At 71.6% G+C, this 24697-nt stretch carries 25 protein-coding genes; 23 read left to right on the plus strand and 2 right to left on the minus strand.

Annotated elements, in window-relative coordinates:
• Positions 1-3: 3 nt before the first annotated feature.
• Both thrB and rho read left to right on the plus strand, forming a co-directional pair.
• The gene (gene thrB, locus ACTHAM_RS13210) at positions 4-975 is read left to right on the plus strand and encodes a homoserine kinase (protein ID WP_440688191.1); all 972 of its coding nucleotides are present in this window, start codon (positions 4-6) and stop codon (positions 973-975) included.
• Positions 976-1235: 260 nt separating this feature from the next.
• Positions 1236-3389: a transcription termination factor Rho gene (rho, locus tag ACTHAM_RS13215; RefSeq protein WP_440688193.1), complete on the plus strand. Its 2154-nt coding sequence runs from the start codon at positions 1236-1238 to the stop codon at positions 3387-3389.
• A 93-nt stretch (positions 3390-3482) separates the two neighbouring features.
• On the opposite strand, the gene ACTHAM_RS13220 is transcribed toward rho, so the two are convergent.
• Positions 3483-4337 (minus strand): aminoglycoside 3'-phosphotransferase, encoded by an 855-nt coding sequence (locus ACTHAM_RS13220; RefSeq protein ID WP_440688195.1) that lies wholly within the window; start codon positions 4335-4337, stop codon positions 3483-3485.
• A gap of 157 nt (positions 4338-4494) precedes the next feature.
• Here ACTHAM_RS13220 and rpmE point away from each other — a divergent pair, with 157 nt between their 5' ends.
• From rpmE to ACTHAM_RS13305, 17 genes are all read left to right on the plus strand, one after another.
• Positions 4495-4707, plus strand: coding sequence for a 50S ribosomal protein L31 (gene rpmE, locus ACTHAM_RS13225; RefSeq protein ID WP_440688197.1), 213 nt, complete (start codon positions 4495-4497; stop codon positions 4705-4707).
• Positions 4708-4852: 145 nt separating this feature from the next.
• Entirely contained in the window at positions 4853-5941 is a 1089-nt protein-coding gene (prfA, locus tag ACTHAM_RS13230) for a peptide chain release factor 1 (RefSeq protein ID WP_440688199.1), read from the plus strand.
• Positions 5938-6846: a peptide chain release factor N(5)-glutamine methyltransferase gene (prmC, locus tag ACTHAM_RS13235; RefSeq protein ID WP_440688201.1), complete on the plus strand. Its 909-nt coding sequence runs from the start codon at positions 5938-5940 to the stop codon at positions 6844-6846. Before prfA ends, prmC begins: the two co-directional genes overlap by 4 nt.
• Entirely contained in the window at positions 6843-7514 is a 672-nt protein-coding gene (locus ACTHAM_RS13240; RefSeq protein WP_440688203.1) for an L-threonylcarbamoyladenylate synthase, read from the plus strand. The genes prmC and ACTHAM_RS13240 overlap by 4 nt, the downstream gene beginning before the upstream one ends.
• Entirely contained in the window at positions 7511-8695 is a 1185-nt protein-coding gene (locus ACTHAM_RS13245; protein ID WP_440688205.1) for an MraY family glycosyltransferase, read from the plus strand. The genes ACTHAM_RS13240 and ACTHAM_RS13245 overlap by 4 nt, the downstream gene beginning before the upstream one ends.
• Positions 8692-9201 (plus strand): hypothetical protein, encoded by a 510-nt coding sequence (locus tag ACTHAM_RS13250; RefSeq protein WP_440688207.1) that lies wholly within the window; start codon positions 8692-8694, stop codon positions 9199-9201. Before ACTHAM_RS13245 ends, ACTHAM_RS13250 begins: the two co-directional genes overlap by 4 nt.
• Positions 9202-9306: 105 nt before the next feature.
• The gene (gene atpB, locus ACTHAM_RS13255; RefSeq protein ID WP_440688209.1) at positions 9307-10104 is read left to right on the plus strand and encodes a F0F1 ATP synthase subunit A; all 798 of its coding nucleotides are present in this window, start codon (positions 9307-9309) and stop codon (positions 10102-10104) included.
• A 103-nt stretch (positions 10105-10207) separates the two neighbouring features.
• Positions 10208-10438: an ATP synthase F0 subunit C gene (gene atpE / locus ACTHAM_RS13260; RefSeq protein WP_440688255.1), complete on the plus strand. Its 231-nt coding sequence runs from the start codon at positions 10208-10210 to the stop codon at positions 10436-10438.
• Positions 10435-11025 carry a F0F1 ATP synthase subunit B gene (locus ACTHAM_RS13265; protein ID WP_440688211.1) on the plus strand — a complete coding sequence of 197 codons (591 nt, stop codon included), beginning with the start codon at positions 10435-10437 and terminating at the stop codon, positions 11023-11025. Before atpE ends, ACTHAM_RS13265 begins: the two co-directional genes overlap by 4 nt.
• A complete protein-coding gene (locus ACTHAM_RS13270) occupies positions 11025-11837 on the plus strand; it encodes a F0F1 ATP synthase subunit delta (protein ID WP_440688213.1) in 813 nt (270 codons plus the stop codon). Before ACTHAM_RS13265 ends, ACTHAM_RS13270 begins: the two co-directional genes overlap by 1 nt.
• Positions 11838-11920: 83 nt before the next feature.
• Positions 11921-13549, plus strand: coding sequence for a F0F1 ATP synthase subunit alpha (gene atpA, locus ACTHAM_RS13275; RefSeq protein WP_440688215.1), 1629 nt, complete (start codon positions 11921-11923; stop codon positions 13547-13549).
• Positions 13550-13551: 2 nt separating this feature from the next.
• Entirely contained in the window at positions 13552-14445 is an 894-nt protein-coding gene (locus ACTHAM_RS13280; RefSeq protein ID WP_440688217.1) for a F0F1 ATP synthase subunit gamma, read from the plus strand.
• Between the two features lie 84 nt (positions 14446-14529).
• Entirely contained in the window at positions 14530-16011 is a 1482-nt protein-coding gene (gene atpD, locus ACTHAM_RS13285; RefSeq protein ID WP_440688219.1) for a F0F1 ATP synthase subunit beta, read from the plus strand.
• A gap of 71 nt (positions 16012-16082) precedes the next feature.
• Positions 16083-16361, plus strand: a complete 279-nt coding sequence (locus tag ACTHAM_RS13290) for a F0F1 ATP synthase subunit epsilon (RefSeq protein WP_440688221.1) — start codon at positions 16083-16085, stop codon at positions 16359-16361.
• Positions 16362-16374: 13 nt separating this feature from the next.
• Positions 16375-16809: a DUF2550 family protein gene (locus tag ACTHAM_RS13295; RefSeq protein ID WP_440688223.1), complete on the plus strand. Its 435-nt coding sequence runs from the start codon at positions 16375-16377 to the stop codon at positions 16807-16809.
• 82 nt (positions 16810-16891) lie between these two features.
• On the plus strand, positions 16892-17587 hold the full coding sequence (gene nucS, locus ACTHAM_RS13300) for an endonuclease NucS (RefSeq protein WP_440688225.1): 696 nt from the start codon (positions 16892-16894) through the stop codon (positions 17585-17587).
• 115 nt (positions 17588-17702) lie between these two features.
• Positions 17703-18995 carry an N-acetylglucosamine-6-phosphate deacetylase gene (locus ACTHAM_RS13305; RefSeq protein ID WP_440688257.1) on the plus strand — a complete coding sequence of 431 codons (1293 nt, stop codon included), beginning with the start codon at positions 17703-17705 and terminating at the stop codon, positions 18993-18995.
• Here the strand turns inward: ACTHAM_RS13305 and ACTHAM_RS13310 are convergent.
• Positions 18977-20047, minus strand: a complete 1071-nt coding sequence (locus tag ACTHAM_RS13310; protein WP_440688227.1) for a LacI family DNA-binding transcriptional regulator — start codon at positions 20045-20047, stop codon at positions 18977-18979. The two genes, ACTHAM_RS13305 and ACTHAM_RS13310, sit on opposite strands and share 19 nt — an antisense overlap.
• A gap of 281 nt (positions 20048-20328) precedes the next feature.
• Here ACTHAM_RS13310 and ACTHAM_RS13315 point away from each other — a divergent pair, with 281 nt between their 5' ends.
• From ACTHAM_RS13315 to ACTHAM_RS13330, 4 genes are all read left to right on the plus strand, one after another.
• A complete protein-coding gene (locus ACTHAM_RS13315; protein WP_440688229.1) occupies positions 20329-21360 on the plus strand; it encodes a LacI family DNA-binding transcriptional regulator in 1032 nt (343 codons plus the stop codon).
• Between the two features lie 73 nt (positions 21361-21433).
• Positions 21434-22753 carry an ABC transporter substrate-binding protein gene (locus tag ACTHAM_RS13320; RefSeq protein WP_440688231.1) on the plus strand — a complete coding sequence of 440 codons (1320 nt, stop codon included), beginning with the start codon at positions 21434-21436 and terminating at the stop codon, positions 22751-22753.
• Between the two features lie 76 nt (positions 22754-22829).
• Complete coding sequence (locus ACTHAM_RS13325; RefSeq protein ID WP_440688233.1) at positions 22830-23750, plus strand: carbohydrate ABC transporter permease; 921 nt, start codon at positions 22830-22832, stop codon at positions 23748-23750.
• Positions 23750-24646 (plus strand): carbohydrate ABC transporter permease, encoded by an 897-nt coding sequence (locus ACTHAM_RS13330; protein ID WP_440688235.1) that lies wholly within the window; start codon positions 23750-23752, stop codon positions 24644-24646. Before ACTHAM_RS13325 ends, ACTHAM_RS13330 begins: the two co-directional genes overlap by 1 nt.
• Positions 24647-24697: the final 51 nt, after the last annotated feature.

A 24697-nucleotide genomic window follows, 5' to 3' on the forward strand; every position in this document is an offset into this window, starting at 1 on the left:
GCGGTGCGGCTGCGTGCGGACCACGTCCGCGTCCGCGTCCCGGCGACCAGCGCCAACCTCGGCCCGGGCTTCGACGCCCTCGGCCTGGCCCTGGGCCTGCACGACGACCTCGAGGTGCGGGCGCTGGGCACGATGGGTGTGCGCGTCGAGGTGACCGGCGAGGGTGCCGGTCAGGTGCCCGACGACGAGCAGCACCTGGTCGTGCGTGCCCTGCGCACGGCCCTCGACCACGTGGGGGCACCCCAGGCGGGCCTGCACCTGATCTGCCACAACCGCATCCCGCACGGTCGGGGACTGGGTTCGTCGGCCGCCGCGGTGGTCGCCGGGCTGGTGGCCGCGCGTGCGCTGGTCAGCGAGCCCGGCGCTCTCGACGACGACGTCGTGCTGCAGCTGGCCACCGCGATGGAGGGTCACCCCGACAACGCCGCACCGGCGCTGCTCGGCGGCGCCACGCTGGCCTGGACGCAGGAGTCCGCGGGCGGCTCGGCGCCCACCGCGCAGGTGCGCGCGGCAGCGCTGACGGTGCACCCCGACATCGTGCCGATCGCGGTGGTGCCCTCGGTGCACCTGTCGACCCGGACGGCCCGCGGCGTGCTGCCCGCCTCGGTGCCGCACGTCGACGCCGCGTTCCAGGCTGCCCGCTCGGCGCTGCTGGTCGAGGCGCTCGGACGACGCCCCGACCTGCTGCTGCCCGCCACGCAGGACCGCCTGCACCAGGAGTACCGCCGCGCGGTCATGCCCGACTCGCTCGCCCTGGTCGACACGCTGCGGCGGCACGAGGTCGCCGCGGTCGTCTCGGGTGCCGGCCCGACGGTCCTCGTCCTGGCCCGTCGCACGGGGACTGCGCCGGACGGCACACCGCTGACCGACGCGGACTCGGCGCTGTCCGAGGCGTTCGGCGGGGTGATGGCCGGATGGCAGATCCTGCCGCTGCCTGTCGACCAGACGGGCGCGCAGGCCCACGTGGTCGGCTGACCGATCGCGTGCGCGGCGGTGCTATTGTCGGGGCGTTCCCCGGGGCTCGCGTTGTCCCTGCGCCCCTCCTCCCGCTGGCCGACTCGCGTCGCCCGTGTCCGGGACGGTGGACCAGTGAGAGCTGACCAGCCGGGAGCATCCCAGCCCGTGTGCGTGGACGACGTACGCCGCACCCGGGCCCCCAACACCACCTCGGACCATTCCGAGGTCAGGCCGCCGCCCAGGCAGGGCGCGTGCCTCCGACGAGGGAAGGGTCCTTCGTGACTGACACCATCGAGCCCACCGTGAGCACCTCCGGTGGCTCCGCCCAGGGCGGCTCCGTCGCCGCCATGCGCCTGCCGGAGCTGCAGGCGCTCGCGTCCCAGCTGGGCGTGAAGGGCACCTCCAAGATGCGCAAGGGCGACCTCGTGCAGGCCATCGCCGCCGCGCGGGGCGGTTCGCGCCCGCAGGCGCTCGAGCCGCGACGCACCGGCGAGACCGTGGCCGTCGCCGAGACGACCGGCCGCACGCGCACCCGGGCACAGGCGCCCGTCGCCGCGGCGGAGGCGGACGCCCCCGCGCAGGAACGCGCACCGCGCACCTCCCGTCGTGCGGTGAGTGCCGCAGCTGAGCAGGCCGCTGCCGTACCCGAGCGCACCGCCGAGCCGGAGCGCACGGTCGCCTCCGAGCGCCTCGTCGCCGACGAGGTCCTCGTGCCGCAGCGCACCCGGGCCACGGCGGGCCGCGGTGACGTCCTGGCCGGTCTCGAGGCCGCGCTGGACGCCCGCACCTCCGAGGGCGGCGAGCGCCGCGAGGACGACCGGGCCGCGCGTGCGGCCGAGGCGGTCGGCTCCGTGACCGGTGAGCGTCGTTCGCGTCGGGCCGGCCGTGGTGTCGGTGCCCCGCTCGCGCCGAGGGGCGAGGGCGAGCAGACCGAGCCGTCGGCGCCCGTGCGCGGTGACGAGCAGGGGGAGGGGCGTGGCTCGCGCGAGCAGCGCCCGCCCCGTGACGCCTCGCGCCAGGGCTCGGCGCAGGCCGGGCAGTCGAACCAGGGCGGCCAGACCCAGCCGGGGGCGACCCAGGCGGGTGCCGCGCCGCAGGGTGGCTACGAGGACGACGAGCGCGGTGGCCGTCGTCGTCGCTCGCGCGACCGGTTCCGTGACCGTGACCGTGACCGCAAGCGCGGCCGTGGTGGACGCACGGGACCCGACCTGGCCGGTCTGGACGAGATCGAGGTCGCCGAGGACGACATCCTGCTGCCCGTCGCGGGCATCCTCGACGTGCTCGACTCGTACGCGTTCGTGCGTACGTCCGGCTACCTGCCCGGGGCGAACGACGTCTACGTCTCGCTCGGCCAGGTGAAGAAGGCCGGTCTGCGCCGCGGTGACGCGATCACCGGTGCGGTGCGCCAGCCGCGCGAGGGTGAGCAGCCCGCGCCGCAGCAGGGCAACCGGCCGAGCAAGTTCAACGCGCTGGTGCGCCTGGACTCGGTGAACGGTCAGACGCCGGAGGAGGCGCGCACCCGCCCGGAGTTCACCAAGCTCACGCCGCTCTACCCGCAGGAGCGTCTGCGCCTGGAGAGCGACCCGACCCGTCTGACACCGCGCGTGATCGACATCGTGGCGCCGATCGGCAAGGGTCAGCGCGGCCTCATCGTCGCGCCGCCCAAGGCCGGCAAGACGATCATCATGCAGCAGATCGCGAACGCCATCACGACCAACAACCCTGAGGTCCACCTCATGGTCGTGCTGGTCGACGAGCGGCCCGAAGAGGTCACCGACATGGAGCGGACGGTCAAGGGCGAGGTCATCGCCTCGACGTTCGACCGCCCCGCCTCGGACCACACGATCGTCGCCGAGCTGGCCATCGAGCGTGCCAAGCGCCTGGTCGAGCTCGGTCAGGACGTCGTGGTGCTGCTCGACTCGCTGACGCGTCTGTCGCGGGCCTACAACCTGGCCGCGCCCGCCTCGGGCCGCATCCTGTCCGGTGGTGTGGACGCCTCGGCGCTGTACCCGCCCAAGCGGTTCTTCGGTGCGGCGCGCAACATCGAGCACGGTGGCTCGTTGACGATCCTGGCCTCGGCGCTCGTGGAGACGGGCTCCAAGATGGACGAGGTCATCTTCGAGGAGTTCAAGGGCACCGGGAACATGGAGCTGCGCCTGTCGCGGTCCCTGGCCGACAAGCGGATCTTCCCTGCGGTCGACGTCAACGCGTCCGGCACGCGCCGCGAGGAGATCCTCATCGCGCCCGACGAGCTGAAGATCGTGTGGAAGCTGCGCCGGGTCATGGGTGCGCTGGACCAGCAGCAGGCGATCGAGCTGCTGATCGGCAAGCTGCGCGACACGAAGTCCAACGTGGAGTTCCTGCTCCAGGTGCAGAAGACGACCCCGAGCGGGCCGGGCGCGGACGAGAAGTCCGGCCGCGTCGTCATCTGATCGGTCCATGCTCCCCGGTGGGGTGCGACGGCCCTGCGCCCCTTCGGGAGCCGGGGCCGTCGCTGCGTGTGCGTCCGCCGACGGCGGTGCGCGTCAGCTGACGTCCCACAGCAGGCGGTAGTACGCGATCTTGGTGGGGTCGGGCTCGATCCCGTACGCGTCGAGCAGCTCGGTCTCCAGATCGGCCGTGTCGGGGCCGTAGTTCCACGCGAGCGACCAGGTGGCCACCGCGAGGTCGGCCCACCGGTCCGCGACGCCGAGCCGACCCAGGTCGACGATCCCTGCCCACTCTCCGTCGTCGTCGAGCAGCGTGTTCGGTGCGCACGCGTCGCCGTGGCAGACGACCAGGTCCGCCGCGGGTGCCTCGCCGAGCAGGTCCAGCACGTCCGCCGGGCTCAGCGCGCGGTGCTCGGGTTGCCAGGCCGCCGGCCCGTCGCCGGCGTCGAGGTGCGCCCTGGCGCGCCGGGTGCGCTCCTCGACGGACCACGAGAAGGGGCAGTCGGCCACGGGCAGCTCCTCGTGCAGCCGGCGCAGACCTGTCCCGATGGCCCGCGCCGCGGTCCGGGGCTCGCGCAGCCACCGTGCGTCGACGGCGGAGCGGGCGTCCAGGGCGCGCGTGACGAGCCACTGCCCGTCGCCGTCCTGACCGTGTGCGACGACCGGCGGGACCGGGACGCGTCCGGCCGCCCAGGCCAGTCGCTGCAGCTCCTCGTGCAGGTCCGGGCCGCCGGTGGGCGACCACTTGAGGTACAGGTGGGCGCGTCCGTCCGGGCCGAGCGAGCGCCAGGTCAGCCCGCCGGCCTGGTTCTGCCACACCGGCTCCAGCGGCGCGCCGACCGTGAAGCGTGCCACCGCTGCCGGCACGCCGACCTCCGTGGCCGGCGGTCCGGCGAACCCGCGGTCCGTGTTCGTCCTGGTGGCGGTGGCGGGTTGCTCGGACCGTGACATGGGGAGAGCGTAGGCAGTGCGTCGGCAGCTCGGCAGATCGGAGGAGCCGCGGATGATTTCGGACCTCGCCGTGGTTCTGGCACAATGTCCTGCTGGTCTGCGGTTCACGTGCGCCATCCGTCGCACGACCCGGAGACATCCCTGAAGGAGAACCCCCGTGAAGGCTGACATCCACCCGCAGTACGTGGTCACCGAGGTGACCTGTACCTGTGGCAGCACGTTCGTCACGCGCTCGACCGTGACGTCCGGCGAGATCCGCGCCGACGTCTGCAGCGCCTGCCACCCGTTCTACACGGGCAAGCAGAAGATCCTCGACACCGGTGGCCGCGTGGCCCGGTTCGAGGCCCGCTACGGCAAGAAGCCCCAGTAGCACCTTCGCAGCGCCGGTACCGGTGCGGCCGACTGCCCTCCATGGCAGTGGTCGCGCCCGGTACCGGCGCTGTGTCGTTCCCACGCCGTGGTGCGGGCCCGTCCCGCCGGCACCGCGACCCCGCACCCCGCCGGAACGAGGACCCATGAGCGAGGCGTTCGACGCCGCGAGGCCGCTGCTCGACGAGCACGCGCTGATCGAGACGCAGCTGGCCGACCCGGGGGTGCATGCCGACGCCGACCGGGCTCGTCGCCTCGGACGTCGCTACGCCGAGCTGGGCCAGGTCGTCGCCGCGTACCGCGCATGGCACACCGCGCAGGACGACGCCGAGGCGGCCTCCGAGCTGGCGCAGGACGACGCGTCCTTCGCCGCCGAGCTGCCCGCGCTGGTCGAGGCGGCGGCGCTGGCCGCCGAGCGCCTGCGCCGCGTGCTGGTGCCGCGTGACCCGGACGACGCGCGTGACGTGATCCTGGAGATCAAGGCCGGCGAGGGCGGGGAGGAGTCGGCACTGTTCGCCGGCGACCTGCTGCGCATGTACCTGCGGTACGCCGAGCGGCAGGGCTGGTCCACGCAGGTGCTCGAGGCCACCGAGTCCGACCTGGGCGGCTACAAGGACGTGCAGGTCGCCGTCAAGGCGCGTACGGCCGGACCGCCCGAGGACGGCGTGTGGGCGCACCTGAAGTACGAGGGCGGCGTGCACCGCGTGCAGCGTGTCCCCGTCACCGAGTCGGCGGGTCGCATCCACACCTCGGCCGCGGGCGTGCTGGTGTTCCCCGAGGTCGAGGACGCCGGCGAGGTCGAGATCGACCCGAACGACCTGCGCATCGACGTCTATCGCTCGTCGGGCCCCGGTGGGCAGTCCGTCAACACGACGGACTCGGCGGTGCGCATCACGCACCTGCCCACCGGCATCGTCGTGTCGATGCAGAACGAGAAGTCCCAGCTGCAGAACCGCGAGCAGGCGATGCGCGTGCTGCGCGCCCGGCTGCTGGCCGCACGCCAGGAGGAGGCCGCCGCGGCGGCCAGCCAGGCCCGTCGCTCTCAGGTGCGCACGGTCGACCGGTCCGAGCGCATCCGCACCTACAACTTCCCCGAGAACCGCATCGCGGACCACCGGACCGGGTACAAGGCGTACAACCTCGACGCGGTGCTCGGGGGTGACCTCGGCCCGGTCGTGCAGTCGGCGATCGACGCGGACGAGGCCGCACGCCTGGCGGCGGCAGGCGAGGCGTGAGCGGCCCGGCGCGTCCGGCGCTCACGCTGCGGGCGGCCGTCGAGGCGGCAGCCAGGCTCCTCGACGAGGCGGGTGTGCCCTCCGCACGCCACGACGCGACGGCGCTGGCCGCGTCGGTGCTCGGCGTCGACCGGCTCGAGCTCGCGCTGCCCCCGGCGCTCCCGGACGACTTCGCCGCGCGGTACGCCGTGGTGGTGGACCGTCGCCGTCGCCGTGAGCCGCTGCAGCACATCGTGGGGCGCACCACGTTCCGGTACCTGACCCTCGAGGTCCGGCCGGGCGTCTTCGTGCCGCGCCCCGAGACCGAGATGGTCGCCCAGGTGGCCGTCGACGAGGCGGTCCGTCTGGTGCGTGCCGGGCACCAGCCGCTGGTGGTGGACCTGTGCTGCGGGGCCGGGGGGATCGCTCTGGCGGTCGACACCGAGGTGCCGTCCTCGCGCGTGGTCGCCGTGGACGCCTCGCCGGAGGCCGTCGCGCTGACGTCGGCCAACCACGCGGCGCACCCGGTCGACGGGCCTGCGCTGCGCGTCGAGCTGGCCGACGTGCGTGACCCGGACCTGCTGGCCGACCTCGACGCGCAGGTCGACGTGCTCGTCTCCAACCCGCCGTACATCCCGCCCGACGCGGTGCCGGTCGACCCGGAGGTCCGTGACCACGACCCCGACCTGGCGCTCTACGGCGGGGGAGCCGACGGTCTGGACGTGCCCCGCGCGGTGCTGCAGGCAGCGGCACGACTGCTGCGACCGGGGGGCCTGCTGGTGATGGAGCACGCCGAGGTGCAGGCCGAGTCGGCCCGCGCGGCGGCCGCGGCGACCGGTGCGTTCACCGCCATCGGCACCGCGCCGGATCTGACGGGTCGGGCGCGCATGCTGGTGGCCCGACGCGTGGGAGACTCGCAGCCGTGAGCGTGGACCGCATCAAGGACGCGACCGACCCGGCGACCTGGGGGCCGGCCATCGACGAGGCGGTGCACGCGTTGTCGCGCGGCGAGCTCGTGGTGCTGCCGACCGACACCGTGTACGGCATCGGCGCCGATGCGTTCGCGCCGACCGCGGTGCAGGCGCTGCTCGATGCCAAGGGTCGTGGTCGCCAGATGCCCCCACCGGTGCTGATCCCCGACGTGCGCACGCTCGACGGTCTGGCCACGCACGTGCCCGAGGGGGCCCGTGCGCTGGCCGAGGCGTTCTGGCCCGGGGGGCTCACGCTCATCCTCGACGCGCAGCCGTCCTTGGCCTGGGACCTCGGCGAGACGCACGGCACGGTCGCGTTGCGCATGCCCGACCATCCGGCGGCCCTCGCGCTGCTGCGTCGCACGGGTCCCTTGGCCGTCTCGAGCGCGAACCTGACCGGTCGTGCGGCCGCGGTGAGCGCCACCGACGCGTACGAGCAGCTGGCCGCGTCGGTCGCCGTGTACCTCGATGCGGGGGATGCACCCGGTCAGGTCGCCTCGACCATCGTCGACGCGACGGGCGAGGTGCTGCGGCTCGTGCGCGCCGGGGCGATCACCCTGGAACGCCTGCGCGAGGTGGCGCCCGTGGTGGCCCCTGCGGCGGAGGGCGGATCGGGCCGGTGAGGGTCTACCTGCTCGTCCTGCTCGTCTCGGCGCTCGTCGCGTTCCTGGCCACGCCCCTGGCCCGGTGGTGCGCACTGCGGTGGGGTGCCATCACGGCGGTGCGCGACCGGGACGTGCATGCGATCCCCACGCCCCGGCTGGGCGGGATGGCCATGTTCGCCGGCATGACGGTGGCGATCCTTCTGGCCAGTCGGTTGCCGTTCCTGGCCGGGGTGTACGAGAACCCGCGCCCGATCATCGGCATCCTCGGTGGTGCGGGTCTGGTGTGCGCGCTGGGTGTCGCGGACGACATCTGGGACCTCGACTGGCTGACCAAGCTCATGGGGCAGGTGCTGGCCGCCGGGTTCCTGGCCTGGCAGGGCGTGCAGCTGTACCAGCTGCCGTTGGGTGGCGTGACCCTGGGGTCCACGCGCATCTGGACGTTCCTCACGATCGTCACGGTCGTGGTGGCGATGAACGCGGTGAACTTCGTCGACGGTCTCGACGGCCTGGCCGCGGGTGTGCTGGCCATCGGCGGATCGGCGTTCTTCCTGTACACGTACCTGCTGGCCCGCCAGGGCGGCAACGGCGACTACGCGAGCCTGGCGACGCTCGTCATGGCGGTGCTCGTCGGTGCGTGCCTGGGGTTCCTCCCGCACAACTGGTACCCGGCGCGCATCTTCATGGGGGACTCCGGTGCCCTGCTGCTCGGCTTCATGATCGCGGTGGCCGCGATCATCGTCACCGGGCAGATCGACCCGCAGGCCGTGACCGATCGTCAGCGCTTCCCGGCGTTCGTCCCCGTGCTGCTGCCCCTCGCGGTGATCGTGCTGCCGCTGCTGGACATGACGCTCGCGGTGTTCCGACGGCTGAGCAAGGGGCACTCGCCGTTCCACCCCGACCGGATGCACCTGCACCACCGGTTGCTGGCCATCGGGCACTCGCACCGACGCGCCGTGGCCATCATGTACGTGTGGACCGCCGTGGCGGCGTACGGTGTCGCCTCGCTGGTCGTCGTCTCGACGACCACGGCCCTGGTGCTCACCGGTGTCGGCGTGCTCGTCGCGACGGCCCTGACCCTCGGGCCGCTGCGTGCCGGTCTGCCCGAGGAGGGCCCGCCCGGCGCGGCCGGACCCGGGGCGCCCGGTCCGACACCTGCCCCGGCACCTGCCCCCGCCCCGACACGGGAGACGACCGTATGACGACCGACCCGGCCGGCACCGCCGGCGCTGCAGACCCGTCGTCCCCGGTCGACCCCACGAGCGGGCCCACCGCGACGGGCACCGCCGTCGACGCGGTGTTCCGGCGCGCGCTGCGCGACACCCTGCTGCTCCTGGCGGCGCTGACCGTGCTGGGGGTGGGGCTCGGTGCGCTGCTCGCCGGCACGCCCGGCGTGTGGGGTGCGCTGATCGGCGTGGGCTTCGCGCTCGTGTTCTGCGGCACGACGGTGGTCGTGATGCTGCGTACCGCGCACGCGAACCCGCAGACCATGGCCGTGGCGGTGATGGGTTCGTGGCTGGCCAAGCTGGTCGTCGTGATGGTCGTCCTGGCCGTGCTGCGCGGCCAGACCTTCTACGACCGGGTCGTCCTGCTGGTCGTCGTGGCCGCCGGTACCATCGGCTCGGCGCTGCTCGACTACCGTGCGGTGGCCTCCGGTCGGATCCCGTACATCGAGCCGACACGACGTCAGGACCCTCCGGATGCATAGGTTAGGCTTTCGCCATCCAAGACGGCCCGGGTCCCTCCTGCCTGCACGCGACGACGCGGTTCCCGGCCCCTTCGACCACAGGAGCTCGCACTGTCCAGCCTCGCGATGATCCTGCCGCTCTCCAGTGACGAGGGCGGCGGATTCCACGCTCCGACGATCGCCGACTTCTTCCCGCCGCCCGTCCTGTTCGAGGGCACCTTCTTCGAGCTGAACCGGCTGCAGCTGGTCCGTTTCGTCGCGGCGCTCGCGCTCATCGTGCTGTTCGTCATGGCGGCCCGTCGGGCCAAGCTGGTGCCCGGCCGGTTCCAGGGCGCGATCGAGATGCTCCTCGACTTCGTCCGCGTGAACGTGGCCGAGGACATCATCGGCAAGGACAAGGGGCACAAGTACGTCCCGATGCTCACCACGGTGTTCTGCGCGGTGCTCGCGTTCAACATCACCGGGATCATCCCCGGCCTGAACATCGCCGGCACCTCGCTCGTCGGGCTTCCGGTGATGCTCGCACTGTGGGTGTACGTGATGTACCTGGGCGCGGGCGTCAAGGCGCACGGCGTGGGCGGCTTCCTCAAGGCGAGCCTGTTCCCGCCCGGGGTGCCGCCGTTCCTCTACGTGCTGCTGACGCCGGTCGAGTTCCTGACCGTCTTCATCATCCGGCCCGCGACGCTTGCCATCCGACTCATGGCGAACATGGTCGCCGGGCACCTCATGCTCGTCCTGTGCTTCTCGGCGACGCAGTACTTCCTGGTCGAGGCCGCACCGGCGATGAAGGCGTTCGGCGCCCTGACCCTCGTGGGTGGCTTCGCCATCACCTTGTTCGAGATGTTCGTCGCCGCACTGCAGGCGTACATCTTCGTCGTCCTGGCAGCGGTCTACCTGAGCCTGTCGATCAGCGACGAGCACTGACAGCGCAAGCGCGGGGGCCGTCCGGCTCCCGCCCACGATCGAGCACCCGGTCGACCGGCCTGGTGCACAACGGAAGGAACGAGCCACCGTGGCAGACACCACCATGATCCTCGCCGCAGCCGACGCGGTCTCGGGCAACATCGCGACCGTTGGATACGGCCTCGCCGTGCTCGGCCCGGGCATCGGTCTGGGCATCCTCATCGGCAAGACGCTCGAGGGCATGGCTCGCCAGCCCGAGGTCGCCGGCCAGCTGCGCACCACCATGTTCATCGGTATCGGCTTCGTCGAGGTCCTCGGCCTCCTCGGCCTCATCACCGGGTTCCTCTTCTCGTGACCACGGCCGCGCTGACCGCGGCCGTCCTGACCGCCGCGGAGTCCGGGTCGGAGGAGATCGAGGGCGTCCGGCTCCTGCTGCCGGAGACGTACGACCTCTTCTGGTCGACCGTGGTCCTGGTGGTGATCGCCGTGGCGTTCTACCGCTTCGTGCTGCCGAAGTTCCAGGCCGTCCTGGACGAGCGGACGGCCAAGATCGAGGGTGGTCTGGCGCAGGCCGAGACTGCGCAGGCGGAGGCGGCCGCCGCACTGGCGGAGTACCACCAGCAGCTGCAGGACGCCCGCACCGAGGCCGCGCGCATCCGCGAGGATGCACGTGTCGAGGGTGGGCAGATCGTCGCCGAGCTGCGTGCCAAGGCGAACGAGGACGCGGCGCGGATCGCGGAGACGGCACAGCGGCAGATCGAGGCGGAGCGCCAGCAGGCGGCCGTCACGCTCAAGGCCGACGTCGGCACGCTGGCCACCGAGCTCGCCTCGAAGATCGTGGGGGAGTCCCTGGAGGACGAGGCGCGCCGTTCGCGCGTCGTCGAGCGCTTCCTGGACGACCTCGAGGCCACCACCACGGCGAACGCGGGTAAGGGGAACTGATGCGGGGCACGAGTCGGGCGTCGTTGGCGGGTGTGCGGGAGCGGTTCGAGCCGGTCCTGACCGCCGCCGGGGCGCAGTCCGCGGCGCTGGGCGCACAGCTGTTCGCGCTCGTCGACGCGCTGGACGGCTCCGGCTCGTTGCGTCGCGTCCTGGCCGACCCGTCGGTCGAGGCCGAGGCCAAGGCGACGGTCGTCGCCCAGGTGCTGGCCGCCGCCGACCCGCGGACCGTCGCCGTGGCGCAGGACCTCGTCCGCCAGCGCTGGTCGGCGGACGTCGACCTGGCCGATGCGGTCGAGACCGTGGGCCTGGACGCCGTGCTCGCCTCGGCGCAGCACGAGGGCGACCTGCCTGCGGTCGAGGACGAGCTGTTCCGCCTGAACCGCGCGCTGATCCCTCAGCGGGAGGTCCGGCGGACCCTCGTCGACACCACGGTGCCGGCGGAGGCCCGCGGCAGCCTGATCGACGCGATCCTCGGCGGACGGGCCACCCCGGCCACCGCCCAGCTGGCCCGCCGTGCCGCCACCGCCCCGCGCGGCCGGCGGTACGTGGCCGCCCTGGTGCGGCTGTCGGACCTGGTCGCCGAGCGACGCAGCCGCCAGGTCGCCACGGTGACCAGTGCGCAGCCCCTGTCGGACGCCCAGCGCGACCGTCTCGGGCGGATCCTCGAGCAGGCGTACGGCAGCGCGGTCCAGGTCAACGTGATCGTCGACCCCGACGTGCTCGGCGGCCTGCGGGTGCAGGTCGGTGCGCAGGTCGTCGACTCGACGATGCTGTCGCGCCTGATGGATGCACGACGACGACTTGCCAGCTGACGTGGCGCCGGCCCGCCCGGCGCCCGTCCACCCCACACGTGTGAGACCGCACGCACCGCGTGCGTCACGACAGGAGAGAAGCAATGGCTGAGCTGACGATCCGGCCGGAGGAGATCCGCGCCGCGCTGGACAGCTTCGTGAAGTCCTACGAGCCGTCCGGTGCCGTGGCGGAGGAGGTCGGCCGCGTCACCCTCGCCGCCGACGGCATCGCCCAGGTCGAGGGCCTCCCGGGCGCCATGGCCAACGAGCTGCTGCGCTTCGAGGACGGCACGCTGGGCCTGGCGCTGAACCTGGACGTGCGCGAGATCGGTGTGGTCGTCCTCGGCGAGTTCACCGGCATCGAGGAGGGCCAGGAGGTCCGCCGCACCGGCGAGGTGCTCTCCGTGCCGGTCGGCGACGGGTACCTCGGCCGCGTGGTCGACCCGCTCGGCCAGCCGATCGACGGGCTCGGCGACATCGCCACCGAGGGCCGCCGTGCCCTCGAGCTGCAGGCGCCGGGTGTCATGGCCCGCAAGTCGGTGCACGAGCCGCTGCAGACCGGCCTGAAGGCCATCGACTCGATGATCCCGATCGGCCGGGGCCAGCGTCAGCTGATCATCGGCGACCGCCAGACCGGCAAGACGGCCATCGCGATCGACACGATCATCAACCAGAAGGCCAACTGGGAGTCGGGCGACCCGTCCAAGCAGGTCCGCTGCATCTACGTCGCGATCGGGCAGAAGGGCTCGACCATCGCGGCCGTGCGCGGCGCGCTCGAGGAGTCCGGCGCCCTGGAGTACACGACCATCGTCGCCGCCCCGGCCTCCGACCCGGCCGGCTTCAAGTACCTGGCCCCCTACACCGGCTCGGCCATCGGCCAGCACTGGATGTACGGCGGCAAGCACGTCCTCATCGTGTTCGACGACCTGTCGAAGCAGGCCGAGGCCTACCGTGCCGTCTCGCTGCTGCTGCGTCGCCCGCCGGGCCGCGAGGCCTACCCCGGTGACGTCTTCTACCTGCACTCCCGCCTGCTGGAGCGTTGCGCGAAGCTGTCGGACGAGCTCGGTGCCGGCTCGATGACGGGCCTTCCCGTCATCGAGACCAAGGCCAACGACGTCTCGGCGTACATCCCGACCAACGTCATCTCGATCACCGACGGGCAGATCTTCCTGCAGTCGGACCTGTTCAACGCCGACCAGCGTCCGGCCGTCGACGTGGGCATCTCGGTGTCGCGCGTCGGTGGCGCCGCGCAGGTCAAGGCCATGAAGCAGGTCTCGGGCACGTTGAAGCTCGACCTGGCTCAGTTCCGTTCGCTCGAGGCGTTCGCGATGTTCGCCTCCGACCTGGACGCCGCCTCGCGTGCCCAGCTGACCCGCGGTGCGCGGCTCATGGAGCTGCTGAAGCAGGGCCAGTACAGCCCGTACCCGGTCGAGGACCAGGTCGCCTCGATCTGGGCCGGCACCAAGGGCAAGCTCGACGACGTCCCGGTCGAGGACGTGCGCCGGTTCGAGACCGAGCTGCTGGACCACCTGCGCCGCAACACGGAGGTCCTGGCGACCATCGCGTCGACGGGCAAGCTCGAGTCGGAGACCGAGGCGGCCCTGACCTCTGCGGTCGACGAGTTCCGCGCCGGGTTCCTCAAGGCCGACGGCACCCCGCTGATCGCCGCCGAGGACGAGTCCGGTGAGGTCGTCGTCGAGCAGGAGCAGATCGTCCGGCAGAAGAAGGCCTGACGATGGCCGGTCAGCAGCGCGTCTACAAGGCGCGGATCAAGTCCACCCAGGCGCTGAAGAAGATGTTCCGCGCCCAGGAGCTGATCGCCGCCTCGCGCATCGGGCGCGCCCGCGACCGGGTCTCGATGGCCTCGCCGTACTCGCGGGCGATCACCCGCGCCGTCTCGGCGGTCGCCACGCACTCCGACATCTCGCACCCGTTCCTGTCCGAGCGCAACGACACCAACCGGGTGGCCGTTCTGCTGGTCGCCTCGGACCGCGGCATGGCCGGTGCCTACTCGGCGAGCGTCATTCGTGAGACGGAGCGGCTCATCGAGCGTCTGGAGGGGCAGGGCAAGGAGGTCGTCCTGTACGTCTCGGGGCGTCGTGCCGTGTCCTTCTACACGTTCCGGCAGCGTGAGCTGGCCGGGGTGTGGGTGGGTCACTCGGACGCCCCGACCGTGGAGATCGCGGACGAGATCGCCGAGACCCTGCTGTCGGCCTTCACCGCGGACGTCGCCGACGGCGGCGTGGGCGAGCTGCACGTGGTGTACACGCAGTTCGTCAACATGGTGACGCAGCGTCCGCGCGTCGTGCGGATGCTCCCGCTCGAGGTCGTGGAGGGCGTCGCCGAGGCCGGCGAGCACGAGACCCTGCCGTTGTACGACTTCGAGCCCAGCCCCGAGGTGGTTCTGGACGCGCTGCTGCCGCGGTACGTGCGCAGCCGGATCCACGCCTCGTTGCTCCAGGCCGCCGCCTCCGAGCTGGCGGCCCGGCAGCGGGCGATGCACACCGCGACGGAGAACGCCGAGGACCTCATCCGCACGTTCACCCGGTTGGCCAACCAGGCCCGTCAGGGCGAGATCACCCAGGAGATCAGCGAGATCGTGTCGGGCGCCGACGCGCTCGCCTCCTGAACCTGCACCTCTGCACAGCACGCAGCTCAGCACGACACCGACCACGCCGGGGCGCCGCTCCGGACGAGTGAAGCGAGGCCACACATGACCGCCACCACCGTCGACGCGACGGCCAGCACCGCCGGCACGCCCGGCGTGGGTCGGGTCGCCCGGGTCATCGGTCCGATCGTGGACATCGAGTTCCCGGCGGACCAGATCCCCGAGCTCTACAACGCCCTCCACGTCGACATCGACCTGTCCGGCCAGGGCGAGGACGAGAACTCGTTCACGATGACGCTCGAGGTCGCCCAGCACCTGGGCGACTCGCTCGTGCGGGCCATCGCGCTCAAGCCGACCGACGGCCTGGTCCGTGGCGCGCAGGTCACCGACACGGGCGCGCCGATCTCGGTGCCGGTCGGAGACGTGACCAAGGGCCACGTGTTCAACGTGACCGGTGACGTGCTCAACCTCCAGCCGGGTGAGAAGTTCGAGGTCACCGAGCGCTGGCCGATCCACCGCAAGCCGCCGGCCTTCGACCAGCTCGAGTCGAAGACGCAGATGTTCGAGACCGGCATCAAGGTCATCGACCTGCTGACGCCGTACGTGCTGGGCGGGAAGATCGGCCTGTTCGGCGGTGCGGGCGTCGGCAAGACGGTCCTCATCCAGGAGATGATCCAGCGCGTTGCGCAGGACCACGGCGGTGTGTCGGTGTTCGCCGGTGTCGGTGAGCGCACGCGTGAGGGCAACGACCTCATCGTCGAGATGGAGGAGGCGGGTGTCTTCGACAAGACCGCCCTGGTCTTCGGCCAGATGGACGAGCCGCCGGGCACGCGTCTGCGCGTCGCCCTGTCGGCGCTGACCATGGCGGAGTACTTCCGCGACGTGCAGAAGCAGGACGTGCTGCTGTTCATCGACAACATCTTCCGGTTCACGCAGGCAGGCTCCGAGGTCTCCACGCTGCTCGGTCGCATGCCGTCCGCGGTGGGCTACCAGCCGAACCTCGCCGACGAGATGGGTCTGCTGCAGGAGCGCATCACCTCCACGCGCGGTCACTCGATCACGTCGCTGCAGGCCATCTACGTGCCCGCCGACGACTACACCGACCCGGCCCCGGCCACGACGTTCGCGCACCTGGACGCCACGACCGAGCTGTCCCGCGAGATCGCCTCGCGCGGTCTGTACCCGGCCGTGGACCCGCTGGCCTCGACGTCGCGCATCCTCGACCCGCGGTACGTGGGCCAGGAGCACTACGACGTGGCCACGCGCGTGAAGTCGATCCTGCAGCGCAACAAGGAGCTGCAGGACATCATCGCGATCCTCGGTGTGGACGAGCTCAGCGAGGAGGACAAGACGGTCGTGGCGCGTGCGCGTCGCATCCAGCAGTTCCTCTCGCAGAACACGTACATGGCCGAGAAGTTCACCGGTGTGTCCGGTTCGACCGTGCCGGTCGCGGAGACCGTCGAGGCCTTCAAGCGGATCGCCGACGGCGAGTTCGACCACATGGCCGAGCAGGCGTTCTTCAACATCGGTGGTCTGGAGGACCTCGAGCGGAACTGGGCGCGGATCCAGAAGGACTACGGCGTCTGATCCGTCGTCCGACCCGTCCCTGATCCGTCCCGGCTCCCGCCGGGCCGTCGTGAACGTCCAGGAGGATTCCCGTGGCACATCTCGAGGTCGACCTCGTCGCCGCCGGCGGCAAGGTCTGGTCGGGTCCGGCTCGCCGGGTCTCGGCGCCGGCGGCCGACGGTGAGATCGGCATCCTGATCGGGCACACCCCGATCCTGTCGGTGCTGCGCGCCGGTGAGGTGCGCGTGCAGCCGACCGACGGCGGCGAGCCGATGCGGTGGCACGTGGACGGCGGGTTCCTGTCCGTCGACTCCGACCAGGTGACGGTCGTCGTGGACGAGGCGACGCCCGCCTCCCACCGGACGCACTGAGGTCTGCCGTCCGGTGCGCGGGCTGACCATCGTCCTGGTGTGCGGCGTCGCCCTGGTCGTGCTGCTCGCGGCCGGGCTGTGGTTGTCCCGGACGCACACCCTGGACCGGAGGGTGGGTTCGTTCCGTTGCTCGGTGCAGCGTCGGCCCGGGGGCCCGTGGTCTCCGGGCGTGGCGCAGTACGGCGCCGGCGAGCTGTACTGGTGGCGTCGGCACTCGTTGTCGCCGCGGCCGGCGCGGCGGTGGGCGCGTCGGGAGCTGGCCGTGGTCGAACGGCACCACAGCGAGTCCGTGGCCGACGTGGAGCGTGCGGGTCGCTCGGTGCCCGTGTACGAGGTGACTTGCTCGACGGTGGCGAGCGAGGTCCATCTGCTGATGGCTGCCGACGCCTATGCGGGGCTCACCTCGTGGATCGAGGCGACGCCCTCCCGCACGGCGTCGGTGATCTGACCGCCGTCCGTCGGCCTGTCGCTGCACCACCCGTGTCTTGGCGCGTCCCGCGCTGCCGTTCGTCTTCGGAGGTACCTGTCACATGCGTCTGGTCGTGGCCTCGTGCGCGGCGCGGTACAGCGGCCGCCTCAACGCTCACCTGCCCCGCGCGACGCGTCTGCTGGTGGTCAAGTCCGACGGTTCGGTGCTGCTGCACTCCGACGGTGGCTCGTACAAGCCACTGAACTGGATGAGCCCGCCGTGCGCGCTGGCGGTCGGTGCCCCGGACGAGGAGCAGACCGCGGCGGGGGTGACGCAGACCTGGACGGTGCAGCACGCCAAGTCCGACGACCGGCTCGAGATCGAGCTGTACGAGGTGCTGCACGACTCGGAGCACGAGCTGGGCGTCGACCCGGGTCTGGTGAAGGACGGTGTCGAGGCGCACCTGCAGGAGCTGCTGGCCGCGCAGATCGGCCTGCTCGGTGGCGGGCACAGCCTGGTGCGCCGCGAGTACCCGACGGCGATCGGGCCGGTGGACATCCTGGCCAAGGACCCGGCTGGCGGCACGGTGGCGGTCGAGATCAAGCGTCGCGGTGACATCGACGGCGTGGAGCAGCTGACCCGGTACCTGGAGCTGCTGAACCGCGACCCTCTGCTGGCACCGGTGCGGGGTGTGTTCGCCGCACAGGAGATCAAGCCGCAGGCGCGGGTGCTGGCCACGGACCGGGGGATCGGCTGCCTGGTCCTCGACTACGACGCGATGCGTGGGGTCGACGACGTGGACGCGCGCCTGTTCTGACGGCCTTGTGTCCCTGCGACCTGCGGGTGCGGTGGGGGAGGATGTCGGTGTGACCACGCCCGCAACGCCTTGGCCGACGTCCACCACGACCGCGGTGAACTCCGCATCCCCGGATCTGACGTCGCCGGATCCGGCGACGCCTGGGCCCGACGGTGCGTTCGCGCTCCGCGGTCGGCTCGTGGGCCTGCACCAGGTGCTCGCCGACGGGGTGCTCCTCGTGCAGGGGCCGACGATCGTGTGGGTGGGACCGGCCGACGAGGTGCCTGCGGCGTGGCGTGACCTGGTGCCGGCTGCCGGCGGCCGGCAGGTGCTCCTCCTCCCGGGTCTGGTGGACGTGCACTGCCACGGGGGTGGCGGTGCGAGCTTCCCCGACGTGCTGGACGTCGAGCAGGCCCGGGTCGGGGCGCGTGAGCACCTGGCGCACGGCACCACGTCGTTGGTCGCGTCCCTGGTCACGGCGCCGCCGCAGGTGCTGGTCGAGCGCACCGCGGTGCTGGCGGCGCTGGCCGATGCCGGGGAGCTGGTCGGCATCCACCTCGAGGGTCCGTTCCTGTCGGCGGACCGGTGCGGCGCGCAGAACCCGGCGGACATGCAGCGGGGGTCGGCGGACCTGGTGGCCGAGGTGGCTGCGGTGGCCCGTGGGTACCTGACGACGATGACGGTCGCGCCCGAGGTGGACGGTGTCGCCGACGGCGTCTCAGGTCCCGGGGCGGCGGTGCCGGACGACGCCGTGGCGGCGCTGGTGGCGGCGGGGGCGTTGCCCTCGGTGGGGCACACGGACGCGTCGGCGGAGCAGGTGGAGGCCGCGGTGGCCCGCGTGCACGGTCTGCTGGCGGCGGACGGGCGCGCGCGGTCGCCTCGTCTGACGGCCACGCACCTGTTCAACGGCATGCGTCCGTGGCATCACCGTGACCCGGGGCCGATCGCGTCGTGCCTGGCTGCGGCGGCGCGCGGCGAGCTGGTCGTGGAGCTGGTGGCGGACGGCACGCACCTGGCGGACGGCACGGTGCGTGCGGTGTTCGACCTGGTCGGGGCGGATGCGATCGCGTTGGTGACCGATGCGATGGCGGCGGCGGGCATGCCTGACGGTGACTACCGGCTGGGTCCGATGGCTGTGCGGGTCGCCGACGGGGTGGCCAGGATCCTCGTGGAGGACGCGGAGGGCCCGGCGCAGGCGGGCGCGATCGCCGGCGGCGTGGCTCACCTGATGGATGTGGTGCGTGCCGTGGTCGGTGCCGGTGTCCCGCTGGTCGAGGCGGTGCGGGCGGCGTCGGCGACGCCGGCACGCGTGCTCGGTCGGGCGGACCTGGGCGCGCTCGAGGCGGGACGACGCGCGGACGTGGTCGTGACGGACGCCGAGCTGCGGGTGCTGCGGGTGCTGCGGGCGGGTCAGACGCTGGTCGACTGAGGTGCCGCGGCCGGCGTGACCCCGGGCGGTGAGGCCGGGTCTGCGGCGGTGCCGGGGGGGCGTGCCACGCTTCCTCGGTCGGTGAAGGTCGGGGCGACCAGGCGTGTCTCGGCGAGGTCGTCCCCGGCGAGCCGGGCCATGGCCATCTCGACCGCGATCCGCCCGATCCGGTGCCCGGGGACCTCGATGGTCGACACGGGTACGGGCAGGGCGGCCGCGATGTCCGAGGGGCTCACGGCGACGACAGACAGGTCCTGGGGCACGCGCAGGCCTTCGTTCTGCACACGGGCGAGGATCCCGCCGAGGGCTGCCTCGTTGTGCACGATCAGGCCGGTCACGTGCGGGTGCTCGCGCAGCAGCGCACCGACGGCGTGCGCTCCGCCGGCGAAGGTGGGTTCGCTCGGGACGACGACGGCCTGCACGCCGCTGGTCTCGGCCTGCTCGCGCACGCCGCTGCGCATCCGGACTGCGTAGTTGGCCCGGTGGTCGAGCCGTTCCTGCGAGGCGCCGATCAGTGCCAGGTGGGTGTGGCCCTGGCGGGCCAGCTCGCGGACGGCGAGGCGTCCGGCGGCGGCGAAGTCGAGGTCGACGCAGCTCAGGCCGGTGGTGTCGTCGGGCACCCCGATGAGGATCGCCGGCATGTCGAGCTCGCGCAGGCCGGGCAGGCGTGCGTCGTCGGACTCGATGTCCATGACGATGAGCGCGTCGGCGGTGGAGCTGGCGGCCACGCGGGAGATCCCCTGGGGGTCGTCCTGGGTGAGGACGAGGACGTCGTGGTCGTGCTGACGGGCGGTGGTGACCACGCCGCCGACGAACTGCATGATGATCTGGACGTTCATCCCGGGCCGGAACGGCACCATGAGTGCCAGGACGTTGCTGCGGCTGGAGGCGAGGGCGCGGGCGCCGGCGTGCGGCCGGTAGCCGAGGGCCGCGACGGCCTGCTCGACGCGTTCGCGGGTGGGCCCGGAGATGGGGCGCTTGCCGGAGAGCACGTAGCTGACGGTGGAGACGGAGACCCCTGCCTCGCGTGCCACGTCTCCGATCGTCGCCATGCGTCGAGGGTAGTGGCACCTGGCCTCGATGTGGGTCGATCGCGCGGTGAAGCGCTTCGATTATCACGGTGACGTGACCTGGTCGGGCGGGAGCCAAGAGTTCGTGGGGGAGCAGATTCATCCCAGGAATCGGGCGTTCGCGCATCGAATCGCTTCGACAGACATCGTTACGGTTTCGATACCAGGGGGGTTGTACGTCGATTAATTCGGCGGCTAGAGTAATCGCGTACGAAGCGCTTCGACCCCGACGAAGGGGTCGGCCGTCAAGGAAGAGGGCAGCGATGGTGACGATGCAGGACGTGGCGGACCGCGCCGGCGTCGCACTGTCCACGGTCTCCGCCGCGCTCAACGGCACCCGGCCCGTCGCAGCCGCCACTCGCCAGCGTGTCCAGGAGGTCTCGGCCGAGCTCGGCTACAGCCGTAACGTCCTGGCCCACGCCCTGGCGAGCCGGCGCAGCGGCATCCTCGCCCTGACGTACCCGGTCGGTCAGAACGGCCTCAGCCGCACCGTGACCGAGTTCGTCCAGGGTGCCGTCGACGCAGCCCGCGACCACGGCCGGCACCTGGTGCTGTGGCCCTGCGCTGTCGACGACGGCGACAACGTGACGGCCGTCGCGCGCGGCGGTCTCGCCGAGGGCGTCCTGGTCATGGAGGTCCACCTGCACGACACGCGCGTGCAGGCGCTGCGGGAGGCCGGGGTCCCGGTCGCCCTCGTCGGCCGCACCGACGACGAGCTCGACCTGCCCGTCGTCGACATCGACTTCGAGGCCACGCTCGAGGACGCCGTCGAGCACCTGAGCGCGCTCGGTCATCGCCGTCTCGGTTTCGTCGACCACGCAGCCGCGCGACGCGCGGCCGGCCACGGTCCGACCGTCCGCGCCGAGCAGGCCTACCGGGCAGCCATGGCCCGCCGTGGGCTCGACGCGCACGTGGTGCACGCCGAGGAGTCCCCGGAGGGTGGTCGCGCGGCGACCGCGACCCTCGTGGACGGCCCGGCGCAGGCCACCGCGCTCGTCGTCATGAACGAGGAGGCCGGCTTCGGTGTCGTGGCCGCCCTCGCCGAGCGGGGGCTGCGCGTCCCGCAGGACGTCTCGGTGCTCTCCGTCGTCTCCTCGCCGTCCGTCGCGCGGCTCACGGTGCCGCCGCTGACCACGTTGCACGCACCGGGCTCCGCCCTCGGCAGGGCCGGTGTCGAGGCGCTCCTGGCGTTCCTCGACGACCAGCAGGTCCGCCCGCCCGTGCTGGTCCCGTGCCGTCTCGTCGAGGGCGCGAGCACCGCGCCCTCGCCCGACGGCGGGCCTCGCACCCCCTGACCCACCCGACGGCAGCCGGCGACCGCCGACCTGCCAGCCAGCACAGCAGTGATCTCAACGAGGAGGACATGTCATGGCACTTCGGCGCAGCACGAGGGTACTGGCGGGGGTGGCGGTACTCGCTCTGCCCCTGGCCCTGGCCGCATGCGGTGGCGACACCGGTGGTGGTGACGACGAGGCGACCTCGGGCGCCACCACCTTCACCATCTGGGACTACGAGAACGACGACTCCGCCATGGGCCAGGCGTGGGCCAAGGCCATCGAGATCTTCGAGGCCGAGCACCCGGACGTCACGGTCGTCACCGAGGACCAGACGTTCGAGCAGATCCAGAAGAACGCGAAGATCTTCCTGACCGGCGACGACGTGCCTGACGTCATGGAGTACAACAAGGGCAACGCGACCGCCGGGCAGCTGGCCTCGCAGGGCCTGATCACGTCCCTGACGGACGTCGCCGAGGAGCGCGGCTGGGACGCCGTCCTTCCCGCCTCGATCCAGACGACGGCCAAGTACGACGAGCAGGGCCTCATGGGCTCGGGCGATTGGTTCGGCGTGCCGAACTACGGCGAGTTCGTCGGCGTCTACTACAACCAGGACGCGTTCGACCAGCTCGGCATCGCGGTCCCCACGACGTTCGAGGAGTTCGAGGCCTCGCTCAAGGCGTTCAAGGACTCCGGCATCACGCCGCTGGCCACCGCGGGCGCCGAGTACCCGATGGGTCAGCTGTGGTACGAGCTCGTGCTGCACTACGGCGACCGTCAGCTGGTCGACGACTACCAGCTGTTCACCCACGACGTCGACTTCCAGGGCGAGGCGTTCACCCAGGCGACCGAGAAGCTCGACGAGTGGATCAAGGCGGGCTACATCGCCTCCGACTCCGCCGCGCTGACGGCCGAGGACATGGGCGTCTCCTTCATCGGCGGCACCTACCCGATGATGGTCTCCGGTTCGTGGTGGTTCGGCCGCCTGGTCGAGGAGGTCCCGTTCACGTGGGGCCAGTTCCTCTTCCCGGGCAACGACCTGCACCCCGGCTCGTCCGGCAACGTCTGGGTCGTCCCGGAGAACGCCAAGGCCAAGGACCTCGCGTACGACTTCATCGACATCACGCTGCGGCCGGAGGTCCAGGAGGTGCTCGGTCAGGCCGGCGGTCTGCCGGTGGCCGGTGACTCCTCGACCATCACGGACGAGAAGACGCGTGCGCTGACGGAGAACTTCGAGAACATCCTCGGCGAGGACGGTCTGGCGTACTACCCCGACTGGCCGGTCCCGGGCTTCTACGACGTGATCGTCAGTGAGCTGCAGTCGCTCATCAACCAGTCGAAGGCGCCTGCCGAGGTGCTCGACGGCCTGTCGACCGCGTACTTCGAGGGCAAGACCGACCTGACCGAGGGCTGACCTCGCGCACCCGGCGGGCGGAACCCCTCCGTCCCGCCCGCCGGGTGCCCACCCCACCACCACGAGGAGAAGCCTCATGACCTCCACCGGTCGCAGATCGCGGCAGTGGATCGGCTACCTGCCCTACCTGCTTCCGGGCCTGGTCGCGTTCACGCTCGTCATCCTGATCCCGTTCGGGCTGAACGTGTACTACAGCCTGCACAAGTGGAAGGGCGGCAACGCCCCGCTGCGCTGGTACGGGTTCGGCAACTACACCGACCTGATGCACGACGAGAAGTTCCTCACCTCGTTCCAGAACTCCATCTGGATGATCGTGGCGATGGTCGTCGTGCCCACCCTGCTCGGCCTGATCCTGGCCGCGGTGCTGTTCGACGTGCTCGGCAAGCGGTTCGGTCCGCGCACCGCGTCCGTGCTGCGCGCCACCTACTACCTGCCGCAGATCCTGCCCGTCGCCGTCGCCGGCGTGCTGTGGAACTGGATCCTCAACTCCCAGACCGGTGCGATCAACGAGATCCTGCGCTCGCTCGGCGTGGACAACCCGCCCAACTGGCTCGGGGACACCACCACGGCGCTGCCGACGGTGATGCTCGTGCTCATCTGGATCCAGATCGGCTACCCGGTCGTCATCTTCATGTCCGCGCTGCAGCGGGTCGACCCCGAGCTGTACGAGGCGGCCGAGCTGGACGGTGCGGGCTGGATGCACCGGTTCCGCGCCATCACCATCCCGCAGATCAAGCCCGAGACATTCGTCATCACGCTGACCTGCACGGTCGCGGCGTTGAAGGTCTTCGGTCCGATCTACGTGCTGACCCGCGGCGGCCCGGAGAGCTCCACGCTCGTGCCGAGCTACTACTCGTACCTCAACTTCTTCGACAAGTCGAAGGTCGGGTACGGCGCCGCGATCGCCAACGTCCTGACGCTGCTGATCATCGTGGTCGCCGTCGCCATCATGGTGCTGCAGGCCCGCAGCGCCCGCCGCGAGGAGGAGGGCCACTGATGGCCGCCCAGACCGAGACCGTGCGGGTCGCCGCACGTACGCCCTTGCGATCCACGGACACCGACCAGCGGCACCACCGCGGCAAGGCCCGGTGGTTCGTGCTGGCCGCGGCGGTGATCGTCGCGATCCTCATGATGGTGCCGTTCGTCATCATGGTGCTCAACGCGTTCAAGTCCCCGCAGGACTACTCGCAGAACGGCCCGCTGAGCTGGCCCACGTCGCTGTACACGGACGGCCTGCAGGCGTTCTGGGAGCGGGTCAACTTCCCCGAGAAGCTGCTCAACTCCATCTGGATCTCGGGCGCGGTCGCGATCCTCGGCACGACCCTGTCGTTGTTCAGCGCCTACGCGCTGGGTGTCGGCCGGGTCAAGGGCCGCATGTCGATCGTCACCTTGTTCCTGCTGGCGAACATGCTCCCGCAGGAGGTGCTGGTCTACCCGCTGTTCCAGATGGCGCAGAAGGTCGGCCTGGGCAACAACCAGTGGTCCGTCATCATCATCTTCACCGTCATCCAGTCGGCGTTCGGCACCTATCTGCTGTCCTCGGTGCTGGGCACGTTCCCCAAGGCGCTGCTGGAGGCCTCGGCACTGGACGGTGCGGGCAAGTGGCGCACGCTGTGGTCCGTCGTGTTCCCGGTGGTCCGGCCGACCCTGTCCGTCCTGGTGATCTTCTTCTTCATCTGGACCTGGAACGAGTTCTTCATCCCGTTGGTCATGCTGACGACCAACGCGACCCAGACGATCCCCGTCGCGCTCGCCTCGTTGCAGGGCGACCGGATGATGGACGCCCCGACGACCAACGCCGGCGCGCTGGTCTCGATGGTCCCGGCGATCATCTTCTTCCTCCTCTTCCAGCGGACGCTCACGCGCGGCATCACCGCGGGCGCCGTCAAGTAGCCACCTGCCGGCGCGGGGCCACCTGGCGCGCCCGCCGGCACGACGAGAGAG

Origin of the sequence: Cellulomonas soli (assembly GCF_052036975.1) — a bacterium.
GTDB classification, from domain to species: Bacteria; Actinomycetota; Actinomycetes; order Actinomycetales; family Cellulomonadaceae; genus Cellulomonas; species Cellulomonas soli_A.